Here is a 12,582-nt window from a genome sequence, read left to right on the forward strand (position 1 = left end):
GTCGCCCCTTCATTAAATCAATTTAATTTATTTAATTCTCTATACAAAATCCGCTAATTTCGCTAATTGGTTCCCTCTGCCTTTCTTGCTAGACTGAAACATTGCTATTTATTTTTCACTATCTTTGAGAGTCACCATGACAAACGCCAAATCCATCTATGTTGTTGATGACGATGATGCCATTCGTACCTTGTTAAAAACGTATCTGGAAAAACAGCAGTTTCAAGTGTTTACCGCTGAATCAGGTGAAACCTTCTTGGCAGACTTTCCTCAGCATAGCCATGTAGATCTAGTCGTATTGGACATTATGCTACCAGGACAAGATGGCTTTTCCGTCTGTCGCTCACTCAGAGCACTGTCTCATGTTCCAGTCATTATGCTCACCGCGAACTCAGACGAAATGGATCGCATTATTGGCCTTGAAATGGGGGCTGACGATTACCTCGCCAAACCATTCAACCCGCGTGAACTACTGGCCCGCATCAAGGCCATTTTACGTCGTATGGAACACGTTGACGTGATTGAACAAGACCACATCGCCCAGCGTTATTTTCATTTTGCTTCCTTTAGCTTAGACACTCTTTCCAGAGAATTGTCTTTTCAAGGCGAAAAAGAGTCTCTATCCGGAGCAGATTACAATTTATTAATGCTCTTTTTAGCCCATCCAGGTGAAGTACTCAGCCGCGAGCAAATCGCCGAAAATACCCGAGGTAGAGAAAGCGCCCCACTGGATCGCTTTATCGATGTTCATATTAGTCGTTTGCGCCAACGCTTAAGAGAAGACGCACGTCATCCGCAGTTAATTAAAACAGTCCGTGGTCAGGGATACATTCTTACGGCAAACGTCCTCAGTACGGACAGCGAGTCCAATCACTTCTCTAGTATGGCATTGTCGGATAACAATGATTAAAGCTCATCTGAAGCGCTGGTCCCAATCGCTCACAGGACAAATATTAATCATCATGGCACTAGGAGTTGCCAGCGCACAGTTTATTAGCTCAACCATTTGGCTAAAACAAGTAGAATCAGATACCCAAAAGAATGTAACGGAAGTCTCCAAACACATGGCTTTTCGTATTGCCGCCACCGTGAGTTACTTTACTTCCTTACCACAGGCTTATCGCCATATCGTCATAGATCAGTTGCAGTCCATGGGCGGCACACGCTTTTTCGTCACACTCAACCATGAAGAAATTCGCATCAACCCTTTGCCCGACACCACCCTAAAAAACATTGTCAAAAACCAAATACGAGAAACACTTATTAAACAACTGGGTATTCATAATGCTAAGATTGCCTTTTCCAACCCAACTGACCTCCACGTTATTAATAACCATACCCTGTTAACCGACTTACCTGATCACTGGGGAGCACACAGTTTATTAATAAAGCCGCTAACACCACCGATTATCGTCATCCAGATTCCAATCAATAACGGGAAAAACTGGCTTTATCTCGCCACCCTCATGCCCGCTCCCTACTTTTTAAAAGGCGGCTCCGCCCTCAGCCCGGAACGCTTATTTTCCATGGCTATTTCTGTCATCACGGTCTTACTCTTAAGCTTAATAATCCTCAGACGGCTGACACGCCCTTTAGCCATACTGGCGCGGGCAGCAGAACGCTTTGGACAAGGGGATGCTAAACCAATAGACGAAGTGGGCAGTATCGAAGTTCGCAATACCGCCCATGCCTTTAACGACATGCAAGCACGTATCCAGCGCTATTTAAATGATAGAGAGCGCTTATTTGCTTCCATTTCTCATGACTTAAAAACCCCGATTACACGTTTACGTTTACGAGCAGAAATGCTGGATGAAGACGATACCCGTGATGCCATGATCCGTGATCTTGAAGATTTAGATATGCTGGTCAAAGGTGCCTTGCAAAGTGTTAAAGAAACCGACATTCATGAGAACCGTGTAGACGTCAACATTCCTAGGATACTGAAAGACATACAAAGTTCAGCCAATACTAGAGACACCAAGGTCACCATCAGCGGAGAGCTGGCGTCACCTTACATAGGGAAACCACTAGCCATCAAACGCTGCTTAGGGAATTTGATCGATAATGCGTTGTATTATGGCAAGGTGGCACAAATTATCCTCGAAGACAGCGAAGAAGGTTTAACCATTCGTATTTGCGACCAAGGCCCAGGCATCCCTATTGAAAAAATTGATAAAGTTTTTCAACCCTATACACGCCTTATCTCTGATCATGTCAGCCACCCGGGCGGCATGGGGCTAGGCTTAAGTATCGCTCGCAATATTGCCCGTGCCCACGGTGGCGAGGTGACATTAAGCAATAGAGAAACACAAGGTTTGGAAGCAACAGTATGGCTGCCGAGGCACTAAAAAAACAAGCGACTCAAGTCTTGAGCAGGCATAGGACGATGCAAGAAAAAGCCTTGGCCGATCGTGCAGCCATAGTCCACCAGCTCATCCCATTGTTCCTGAGTCTCTATCCCTTCGGCTATCACCTCTAACGATAATCCTTTAGACAGAAAAATAATCGCTTGCGTAATGGTTGGATCCGACAAATGCTCTCCGTGACCGCCAGAAACAAATCCCCGATCAATTTTAATGCTGTTAATGGGCATGGCTTTCAGATATCGCATAGAAGAATAACCGGTACCAAAGTCATCAATCGAAATACGGATCCCCTCTTGACGAATGTCTTCTAGCAAACTCATATTAACGGCACTGGTGTCAATAAACGCGTCTTCTGTGAGCTCTATTTCCAACCTATCTGGCGGTATGTTGTAGCGTTTCACTGCCTCCAAAAGAGAGCTTTTGAACCCCGGCGATTTAAGCTGTTTTGGAGAAACATTAAACGCAATCACGGGGCAAGCCTCATGGCCCAACCAAAAATGTAATTGCTGACAAACACGATCAATAACCCACTCGCCAAGCGGTACAATCAACCCCATTTTATTGGCCGCTGGAATAAACTCATTTGGCATACGCATGGAGCCATCCGCTTGTGGCCAACGAATCAACGCCTCGGCCCCTACTAACTTCCCCGTCCTAAGGTCTAATTTGGGTTGATAGTAAAGTTCAAATTCGTTGTTTTGAAGGCCGAGACGAATCTCCTTCTCTAGCGTAATCGCCCGTTTTAATTTCTGTTGCAGCTCATCAGTATAAAAAGCACATCTCTCGAAGGTTTTTTTCTTACATTCATACAAGGCCATATCGGCTTTTTGCATCAGTGTGGTGCCATCCGTACCGTGTTTTGGATACATGGCGACCCCCACACTGGCTGACACATCCAAAGTCACTGTGCCTAACATCGCCGGTTGCATCACCTCACTCAACACTTTTTCCACGGCGATTATAACACTGTCATCATCTTGGACATTTTCGAGTAACAGTGTGAATTCGTCACCACCAATACGTGCCACGACATCGTTGTTATCTACTACGTTTAATAATCGGTAACCAATTAGTGTCAGTAATAAATCCCCTATGTGATGACCAAGTGTATTATTTACCCCATTAAAACGATCTAAGTCGATGAAAATCACCGCAAACTGACTCTTGTTTCTTTCCGCTTTGGCAATCGCCAGTTTAATATGTTCTTCGAACAGAATCCGATTCCCCAACCCTGTTAAAGGGTCTCTTTTAAGCATCTCTGCAATCTGTCGCTCTACCTGTTTACGCTCTACGGCATGACGAATGCCTCGTTCTAATAAGCCCGCACTCATTTCGTCTTTAGGAATAAAGTCCGCTGCACCTTGGCGCATCAACGCATCATCTAGCTCAATATTCGAATGTCCTGTCAACACAATCACCGGCGTATCTAGACCAACTTTTTTAGTATGTTTCAATAAATCGATACCAGTATGCCCGCCTAAAAAATAATCCAGTAGAACAAGGTCATACTGTTGAGAGAGTAATAAATCGAGGGCTTCATCAAAATGCTGAGTATGAGTAATCTCATAGAAAGATCGTTGACTTTTATTTAAGCACTCTTTTAACAAAATAAAATCTTGTGGATCGTCTTCAATTACCAATAACTTCAAAACCTGTCGTTTCATGAGACTATTCCTAAATTTGAAGCCATCTATGCTTTTTAAAAAGCCAAAAGTGATATATGGAATTCATTATTTTCTCCAGCTCTTTTATATTATCTGGCTTATAAACATATGAATTCGCACCCATTTCATAACTTCTCTCCACGTCTTCATGGGCATCGGATGTCGAGAAAATCACCACAGGTAACTGATTAAACGACTGAGCTTTCCTAAGCTTTGACAAACACAATGCCCCCCCCATTTTGGGCATATTCAGATCAAGCAGCACCAAATAATCCACCCTATTCTCAACCGCTTCGCGATGAGAGTGCGACATTTGGGACGCTATAAAGTCTAGCAACAATTCACCACTTGGAAAGGATAAAAACGAAACCGGTAAACCAATACGCTTTAACGCTGTTTTCACTAAAATAATGTCTTCGGGGTCATCGTCGACCATAATAATGCAATCATTCATTGAGTCGCTCTTCCTGCCTTATGAGAGGCAATTCGATATAAAATATACTCCCTTCACCTTTTAGCGAATCGGCCCAAATTCGTCCTTGATGACGAAGAATAATCTTACGGCAGATAGCCAAGCCCATCCCAGTACCTGGATATTGATCTCGCCCATGTAATCGCTTAAATACTTCGAATATCTGTTCTGCGTATTCGCTCTCAAAACCAATGCCATTGTCTTGAATCGTCAACAGATACTTGCTTTCTTGCTGCTCCCCGCTAATCACAATCTTAGGGACCTGATCAGGTTGACGATATTTAATAGCGTTTCCTATCAGGTTTTGCATCACTTGGCGCATCTGGCTGGCATCCACTTCAATACTCATCAAAGGCGATACAGTAATCTCAGCCTGACTTTCTTCCAGAGTCAATTGCAAATCCGCACAGACCTCCTCTATCAAAGCGTTTAAATCCGTTTTCTCAAACGAGTTCGCCATTGACGTCACTCGGCTATATGATAATAAGCTGTCTAACAAGGTTCGCATGCGTTCCGCCGCATCCACCACATACCCCGAATATTCTTTTCCCTCTGCAGTGAAGGTCCCATAATCTTCTCCTTGCAATAATCGGGAGAAAGCAATGATTTTGCGCAGCGGCTCCCTTAAATCATGGGAAGCAATAAAGGCAAATTCTTGTAACTCTCGGTTCGAATTTTCTAGTTCATTATTACGGCTTTCGATAAAACGTTGATATTGTTTGCGTTCACTAATATCCACAATTGTGGCCACAATTTCTTGGTCAAAACTACCTTCAATCGGGTTTAAACCAATTTCCACAGGTACCTTATGACCATCCAAACAAACACCATAAAGGTCCTTACGATCCCCCATCATTCTCTTGGTGGGGGCTTTCACATAATTATTTCGATCTACATGATGTTGAGGACGATGCTCCTTTGGAACCAACCCTTCTACGGACAAGCCAACCATCCCTCCTTCGGGGTAACGAAAAATACTTTCTGCCAAGGTATTAGCCTGAGCAATGGTGCCATCCTTACGCACCACCAACATGCCATTCGGTGCCGACTCAAAAATACTTTGCATACGTTGGCGCATCCGATTGGCCGCTTCAATTTCCTGCTCCAATTCTTTTTGGGTCGCTTCTAATTCTGGTGTGAGTTGATCGGCCTGAATCTGAGGCAGTCCTTGATTTGAGTCGCCAAACAACACCCGACTCAACACCGAACGATAACAATATATAGCGGTTAAACCCGCGATAACAAAAACACAGTTAAGCAGTAGGTAGACCATCAGCGAAATGGACTCAGAAGCAACAACACTAAGAAAAGAAAGACACGCTTGAGATAGCAAACAGACAGACAACGCCAAATTGCTGAGTCGAGTGGTTGCAGTTTGCTGTGTGGCCATGACAAAGAAACAAAGCGCAGCAAACACACAAAAAAGACTTAGAATAAGCCCACTAAATAATTGCATCTGAGGCCACCAAACGGAAGAAGCATGCTCTACCCTATATAACGTCTGTTCCATATAACAATCCATTTCTCAAAAAAATAGCCAGAATCCACGGATATAACCACCTCTAAGAGGTTCATCGAACCGACCATCTAGCCAATGATCCCTTCCCTTTTTCAGTATAGTCAGGCGTGCGAAAAATACAGTACAGACCGTCCCCAGATCAAAAAATAGACCAAAGCCTCAATCAATCCTGACGAAAGGACAGGCAATTCAAAAAATACCACCTTTTAACATACAAACCATTGCCAACAAAGTGCACAAAATCGATAGAACCAAACTACATAACGCAAGACTTTGTTACATTAGGTTGCTCTATTTTACCACTTAGCTTGCCAAGCTTTGGTAAATTGCAACTCGGGTTAGTATAGAAGCGATCCGTTTATCGGCATCTCTATAACTCTCAACGACACATAATAAAGACAAATTACCGAGCAAACCGTTCGGACACCATAACAATAACAAAGGTTAATTATCATGAAGAAAATTGCTTTAGGCCTAACCGCAGTTGCACTTTCTCTTGCTGCTACGACCAGCCAAGCTGGCCAGGTAGAAGTACTACATTGGTGGACATCCGGTGGTGAAGCGGCCGCTATCGATGTATTGAAACAAGAGATGAAAGAGCAAGGCGATACATGGAAAGACTTTGCTGTCGCAGGCGGTGGCGGTGAATCTGCTATGACAGTGTTAAAATCTCGCGCTATTGCTGGTAACCCACCTTCTGCCGCACAGATCAAAGGCCCCACCATTCAAGAATGGGGTGATCTAGGCTTCCTAGAAAACATCGATGACGTGGCTAAAGCGGGCCATTGGGACAAACTCCTCCCTCCTGTCGTCAGCAAAATCATGAAATACGACGGTCATTACGTTGCCGTACCGGTTAACGTTCACCGTGTTAACTGGCTTTGGGCCAACCCTGAAGTCTTCCGCAAAGCGGGCGCCTCCATCCCAACAACATGGGATCAATTCTTCGTCGCTGCCGACAAAATCAAAAAAGCAGGCTACATTCCACTGGCTCATGGTGGCCAAGCATGGCAAGACGCCACACTATTTGAAGCCATTGCCCTATCAGAAGGCACCGACTTCTATAAAGCCGCTTTCGTTGATCTAAAAGACGACGCATTAAAAGGCCCCAAAATGGTTGACGCCTTAACGAAATTCAAAAAAATGCGTCAATATGTGGATCCTGGCTTCTCTGGTCGTGACTGGAACGTCGCTACTTCTATGGTCATTAATGGCAAAGCGGCCATGCAAATCATGGGAGACTGGGCCAAAGGCGAATTCACCGCTGCTGGCAAGCGACCAGGTGTCGACTACGTCTGTCTTCCTGCACCAGGCACAAGTGGTCAATTTACCTTTAACATTGACTCACTCGCCATGTTTAAAGTCAGCGGCAAAGACACACAAAAAGCACAGCGTGACTTAGCGCGTTTGGTCATGGAGCCAAAATTCCAAGAAGTTTTTAACTTGAAAAAAGGCTCCATTCCTGTTCGTTTAGGCATGCCTCGTGACAAGTTTGATGCTTGTGCCGATTCCTCTATGGACGCCTTCAATGCCGCCTCGGCAACAGGTGATCTCGTCCCAAGTATGGCCCACGGCATGGCGGTGAATTCTATGATTCAAGGCGCGATGTTCGATGTCATCACTAACTTCTTCAACAGCGATTCAATGACACCCGAGCAAGCAGCAGACAAGCTAGCCCGTTCGGTTAAAGCTGCCAGCATGTAATTGACTGCTCGTGAGGCTAACCGCATCGGTTAGCCTCTTTGTTTCTCCCTTTGTCGTGACGTATTAATTATGAATACTAACACTCCCCACTCTGGGTCTAAGTCAGCTCGCCCTTCAGGCTTCAGCCTTACCGACTGGATGCCGAAAATCGTCCTGGCCCCTACCATGGTCATCGCCCTTGTCTGTATCTATGGCTACATGATCTGGACGGCCGTGCTCTCTTTCACGAACTCTCGTATGCTGCCGTCTTATAATTTTGTCGGCTGGGCACAATACGAGCGCCTGTTTAATAACGACCGCTGGATGGTTGCCCTCACTAACTTGGGTATTTTCGGCAGTTTATTTATTCTGATCTGCTTGTTTTTAGGCGTGATGCTAGCCATTTTTCTCGATCAGAAAATTCGCGCTGAAGGCGTGATCCGTACCATTTATCTTTACCCTATGGCGATCTCTTTTATCGTCACAGGTACCGCTTGGAAATGGCTATTAAACCCTACCAACGGTATCCAAAAACTGATGATCGATATGGGCTTTGTCAATTTCAAATTCGACTGGCTCATCAACCCACACATGGTAGTTTACTGTTTGGTCATCGCTGCGGTCTGGCAAGCCTCTGGTTTTGTAATGGCGTTATTTTTAGCTGGCCTTCGCGGCGTCGACGGCGACCTTATCAAAGCCGCTCATCTGGATGGTGCCAGCACCTTTACCACCTATCGTCGTATTATTTTACCGTCGCTTAAACCGGTATTTTTCAGCGCCCTGGTCATCCTTGCGCACATCGCAATAAAGAGTTTCGACCTAGTACAAGCGTTAACTAATGGTGGGCCTGGCTATGCGTCAGACTTGCCGGCAAACTTTATGTATACCTATACCTTCTCGCGTAGCCAAATTGGTATGGGCTCAGCCTCTGCCATGGTCATGCTAGGGTGTATTTTGGCGATTCTCGTTCCTTATTTGTACTCTGAATTACGAGGTGAGCGCAGTGAAAAATAATGTCGTTGGTCGTAAGACGTCTGGCGTAGATAAAGCCCTACGCATTGCCTTGTACGCAACATTAATTCTGGTGGCAGGCTTCTATTTGATGCCATTGGTCGTCATGTTGATTACCTCCATGAAAGACGCTGAAGAAGTGCGTAATGGCACCCTATTGTCTTTGCCCAGTTATATCCACTTCGATTCCTGGGAAAAAGCCTGGTCAAGTGCCTGTACTGGCAGTAGCTGTCATGGGATTTCGCCCTATTTCATGAACTCCTTTAAAATCGTTATCCCCGCTGTGGCTATATCGACGATTCTTGGAGCCATCAACGGCTACGTCATTTCATTATGGCGCTTCCGTGGTAGCAACTTATTTTTCGCAGCTTTGCTATTAGGGTGTTTTATCCCTTTCCAAGTGGTGCTCTTACCAATGGCACGCACATTAGGTTGGCTAGGCATCGCCAGCTCCACCACGGGATTGGTGTTCGTTCACGTGGTGTACGGTGTGGCCTTCACGACACTGTTCTTCCGTAACTTCTACCAATCGATTCCAGGGGAGTTAATCAAAGCGGCACGTTTGGATGGTGCCGGCTTCTTTACTATTTTCTACCGTATTATTTTACCGGTTTCCACACCCATTATCGTTGTCACCGTGATTTGGCAATTTACCCAAATCTGGAACGACTTCTTATTCGGTGTGGCTTTCTCTGGCTTTGAATCACAACCTGTGACCGTTGCCTTGAATAATCTAGTTAATACCAGCTTTGGTGGTAAGGAATACAACGTGGACATGGCCGCTGCCGTCATCGCCGCTTTACCAACGCTTATCGTGTATGTATTTGCAGGAAAATACTTCGTCCGCGGTCTGACTGCCGGAGCGGTCAAAGGTTAAGAACGACGCTCGCACTTATTCATTCTTTCACCATGCGAGCGATTCACAGAGAATTTGGAGCAACAAGATGGCAAACCTAACCATAGACAACGTAAAAAAGAGCTACGGCAAAACAGAAATTTTAAAAGGCATTAACATTGCCATTGAAGCGGGCGAGTTTTTGATTCTTGTCGGCCCTTCTGGGTGCGGTAAATCCACCCTGATGAATTCCATCGCTGGGCTGGAAGATGTGACCGAAGGTCGCATTCTCATCGCAGACAAAGACGTCACCTACACCAGCCCAAAAGATCGCGACATCGCCATGGTGTTTCAATCTTACGCGCTATACCCCAACATGACGGTGGCACAAAACATCTCTTTTGGCTTAGAAATGCGCAAAGTGCCAAAAGAAGAACGCGATGTGGAAATTCAACGGGTAGCAGAGCTGTTACAGATCAGCCACTTATTGGATCGTAAGCCCGCGCAACTGTCCGGCGGTCAGCGTCAGCGTGTGGCCATGGGCCGAGCCTTAGCTCGTCGTCCACAACTGTATCTATTTGATGAGCCGTTATCTAACCTAGACGCCAAGCTGCGCGTAGAAATGCGTACCGAAATCAAAAAGTTACACAAAAAACTTGGCACTACCATCGTCTACGTGACCCATGATCAGATCGAAGCCATGACTCTGGCCGACCGCATCGCAGTAATGAAAGATGGCGAAGTGCAGCAACTGGGTACACCGCAGGAAATCTACGATAACCCTGCGAACTTATTTGTTGCAGGCTTTATGGGTTCTCCAGCGATGAACTTTATACCCTCGAAAATCGTCGAGCAGAACGGTGTACCGATGCTAGAGCTGAGTGCTAATGAAACGACAGCCTTGCCTTTCCCTAATCCAGACTCATTAAAAGCCCATGTCGGCGAGACGGTACTACTTGGTTTACGCCCTGAAATGATCACCGAACCCCAGCCACACAAGGAAGGCCAAGCCTTCGTCGTGACCACAGGCATCGAAGTGGAAGTCACCGAGCCAATGGGGGCCGACACCATGATCCTCACGCGTATCAACGACGCCGAGATCAACTGTCGCTCGAACCCAGCCTACCCAGCCAAACCTGGAGATATCATCAATATGATGTTTGATACCTCCAAAGCCGTGGTATTCGACGCGAAGTCAGGCAGGCGCTTAGACGTTTAACCAACCTATATAAGGGACCCAGTCATTGTATTTGCCAACCTTCGGGTTGGCTTTTTTATAGCGTGACGGTGCATTAACAAGACCTTTCATTTACAAGAGAAAGAGGCAAACTTTTCACACAAACTCTCGAACTTATCATCGATATAAGCTACCTTTCTGGCAAGCGAAAACTCAAAGGAATGGCTAAATGAAACAGTATCGTCGATCTCTTAATTATTTCCTGATCAGCCTGCTTACCCTCGTCATGGTAGGTTGTGCAAGCCTTGCACCTACACCACCAGAAAAACCCGATTGGCAGCCGGGCAAGATCTATCATCTGACCATTTTACACACCAACGACCACCACGGTCGCTTCTGGCAGAATGAGCAAGGCGAATATGGCTTAGCCGCCCGCAAAACTCTCATCGACAATATTCGCGAAGAAGTGGCGCTAAACGATGGTTACACCATGTTGCTATCCGGCGGCGACATCAATACCGGCGTTCCAGAGTCCGATTTGCAAGACGCTGAGCCCGATTTTCTCGGTATGCGCATGCTTCAATACGATGCCATGGCCATAGGAAATCATGAGTTCGATAATCCCCGAGCGGTACTGGAGCAACAGCAAAAATGGGCAGGCTTCCCCTTCCTCTCCGCCAACATTATCGATAAAAAAACAGGCAAGCCACTGTTTCAGGCCTATAAAATTTTCAAGGAAGGGGACCTAAAAGTTGCCGTCGTTGGATTCACCACAGACGATACCGCCAAGCTTGGCAATCCAGAATATCTCAAAGGCTTGGAGATCAAATCCCCCATTGAAGTGGCCAAAACCTTGATCCCAAAACTGCGTAAACAGGCGGATCTTATTATCGCCATCACTCACATGGGCCATTATAAAAATGGCAATCATGGCGGTAATGCACCTGGTGACGCGTCCTTGGCTAGGGCGGTACCCGGCATTGACGTGATTGTCGGCGGACACTCTCAAAACCCTTTATTCAAACCTGACGTGCAGAATGGCACCTTGATTCTACAAGCTCACGAGTGGGGTAAATACGTGGGGTGCCTTGATCTGACCTATGAAAACGGCAAAATTACGCACTCTTCCTATAAGCTCATCCCAGTGAACTTAAAGAAAAATACACCGGATCAAAACAGCAAAAACCGATTGATTGAGGATGACATTCCACAAGACCCAGACATGATCAACTTATTGACCCCTTATCAAGAAAAGGGTGAACAAGCGCTCAATACCCAAATCGGTAAGGCAACAGGCGACTTTATCGGGGATCGACACCAAGTTCGTCATGAAGAAACCAACTTAGGCAATTTAATTGCCCGAACGATGAAAGAAGCCGCCCACGCTGACCTCGCGGTAATGAACTCAGGCGGCATTCGTGACAGCCTCCCAGAAGGTGCTATCACCTATAAAAATGTTCTGAAAGTCCAACCCTTTGGAAACACCTTAGCGTATGTCACGCTTAACGCCGACCAGCTCACAGACTATTTATCGGCGGTGGCCAGTATGCCGCCAGGCACTGGGGCCTTTGCCCAATTTCAAGGAGTATCACTCACCCTGAAAAATGGCAAAGCCACCCACATACTCATTAACGGTAAGCCACTTGAACAAGGCCGCACTTACCGCCTTGCTACCAACAACTACTCCGCCAGCGGTGGTGACGGCTACCCGAAACTCACCGATCTACCAAGCTATGTCAACACAGGCGACAGCGATGCGGACCTATTAGTGAAGTATATCAAACAGCACTCACCGCTGAATCCAGACGATTACTCCCCAACAGGGGCCATTCAACGGGAGCCATAGCCAATA

Annotated in this window: 10 protein-coding genes; 7 read left to right on the forward strand and 3 right to left on the reverse strand. The window is 46.0% G+C overall.

The window, feature by feature from the left end; all coding sequences use genetic code 11:
- Positions 1-136: 136 nt before the first annotated feature.
- Positions 137-910 (forward strand): response regulator, encoded by a 774-nt coding sequence (locus MSP8886_RS00220; RefSeq protein ID WP_067011535.1) that lies wholly within the window; start codon positions 137-139, stop codon positions 908-910.
- Complete coding sequence (locus MSP8886_RS00225) at positions 903-2,351, forward strand: ATP-binding protein (protein WP_067011537.1); 1,449 nt, start codon at positions 903-905, stop codon at positions 2,349-2,351. Before MSP8886_RS00220 ends, MSP8886_RS00225 begins: the two co-directional genes overlap by 8 nt.
- On the opposite strand, the gene MSP8886_RS00230 is transcribed toward MSP8886_RS00225, so the two are convergent.
- The 3 genes from MSP8886_RS00230 to MSP8886_RS00240 are packed head-to-tail and all read right to left on the reverse strand — an operon-like array spanning position 2,348 to position 6,015.
- Positions 2,348-4,033: a GGDEF domain-containing response regulator gene (locus MSP8886_RS00230; RefSeq protein WP_067011539.1), complete on the reverse strand. Its 1,686-nt coding sequence runs from the start codon at positions 4,031-4,033 to the stop codon at positions 2,348-2,350. The two genes, MSP8886_RS00225 and MSP8886_RS00230, sit on opposite strands and share 4 nt — an antisense overlap.
- Positions 4,034-4,043: 10 nt before the next feature.
- Complete coding sequence (locus tag MSP8886_RS00235) at positions 4,044-4,487, reverse strand: response regulator (protein ID WP_067011541.1); 444 nt, start codon at positions 4,485-4,487, stop codon at positions 4,044-4,046.
- Entirely contained in the window at positions 4,480-6,015 is a 1,536-nt protein-coding gene (locus MSP8886_RS00240; RefSeq protein ID WP_175365234.1) for a sensor histidine kinase, read from the reverse strand. Before MSP8886_RS00240 ends, MSP8886_RS00235 begins: the two co-directional genes overlap by 8 nt.
- A 462-nt stretch (positions 6,016-6,477) precedes the next feature.
- On the opposite strand from MSP8886_RS00240, the gene MSP8886_RS00245 reads away from it, so the two are divergent.
- The 5 genes from MSP8886_RS00245 (at position 6,478) to ushA (ending at position 12,576) form a co-directional block, all read left to right on the forward strand.
- Positions 6,478-7,728: an ABC transporter substrate-binding protein gene (locus MSP8886_RS00245; protein ID WP_067011544.1), complete on the forward strand. Its 1,251-nt coding sequence runs from the start codon at positions 6,478-6,480 to the stop codon at positions 7,726-7,728.
- Between the two features lie 69 nt (positions 7,729-7,797).
- A complete protein-coding gene (locus MSP8886_RS00250) occupies positions 7,798-8,721 on the forward strand; it encodes a carbohydrate ABC transporter permease (RefSeq protein ID WP_067011546.1) in 924 nt (307 codons plus the stop codon).
- Positions 8,711-9,595: a carbohydrate ABC transporter permease gene (locus MSP8886_RS00255; RefSeq protein WP_067011548.1), complete on the forward strand. Its 885-nt coding sequence runs from the start codon at positions 8,711-8,713 to the stop codon at positions 9,593-9,595. Before MSP8886_RS00250 ends, MSP8886_RS00255 begins: the two co-directional genes overlap by 11 nt.
- Positions 9,596-9,662: 67 nt before the next feature.
- Entirely contained in the window at positions 9,663-10,772 is a 1,110-nt protein-coding gene (locus tag MSP8886_RS00260; protein WP_067011550.1) for an ABC transporter ATP-binding protein, read from the forward strand.
- 187 nt (positions 10,773-10,959) lie between these two features.
- Entirely contained in the window at positions 10,960-12,576 is a 1,617-nt protein-coding gene (gene ushA, locus MSP8886_RS00265) for a bifunctional UDP-sugar hydrolase/5'-nucleotidase UshA (RefSeq protein ID WP_067011552.1), read from the forward strand.
- Positions 12,577-12,582: the final 6 nt, after the last annotated feature.

Source organism: Marinomonas spartinae (genome assembly GCF_900089775.1).
Taxonomy (GTDB): domain Bacteria; phylum Pseudomonadota; class Gammaproteobacteria; order Pseudomonadales; family Marinomonadaceae; genus Marinomonas; species Marinomonas spartinae.

Coding starts and splice junctions, on each gene's coding strand:
- ushA (WP_067011552.1), top strand. CDS start 10,960: ATGAAACAGTATCGTCGATCTCTTAATTATTTCCTGATCAGCCTGCTT.
- MSP8886_RS00230 (WP_067011539.1), bottom strand. CDS start 4,033: ATGAAACGACAGGTTTTGAAGTTATTGGTAATTGAAGACGATCCACAA.
- MSP8886_RS00240 (WP_175365234.1), bottom strand. CDS start 6,015: ATGGAACAGACGTTATATAGGGTAGAGCATGCTTCTTCCGTTTGGTGG.
- MSP8886_RS00245 (WP_067011544.1), top strand. CDS start 6,478: ATGAAGAAAATTGCTTTAGGCCTAACCGCAGTTGCACTTTCTCTTGCT.
- MSP8886_RS00260 (WP_067011550.1), top strand. CDS start 9,663: ATGGCAAACCTAACCATAGACAACGTAAAAAAGAGCTACGGCAAAACA.
- MSP8886_RS00250 (WP_067011546.1), top strand. CDS start 7,798: ATGAATACTAACACTCCCCACTCTGGGTCTAAGTCAGCTCGCCCTTCA.
- MSP8886_RS00225 (WP_067011537.1), top strand. CDS start 903: ATGATTAAAGCTCATCTGAAGCGCTGGTCCCAATCGCTCACAGGACAA.
- MSP8886_RS00235 (WP_067011541.1), bottom strand. CDS start 4,487: ATGAATGATTGCATTATTATGGTCGACGATGACCCCGAAGACATTATT.
- MSP8886_RS00220 (WP_067011535.1), top strand. CDS start 137: ATGACAAACGCCAAATCCATCTATGTTGTTGATGACGATGATGCCATT.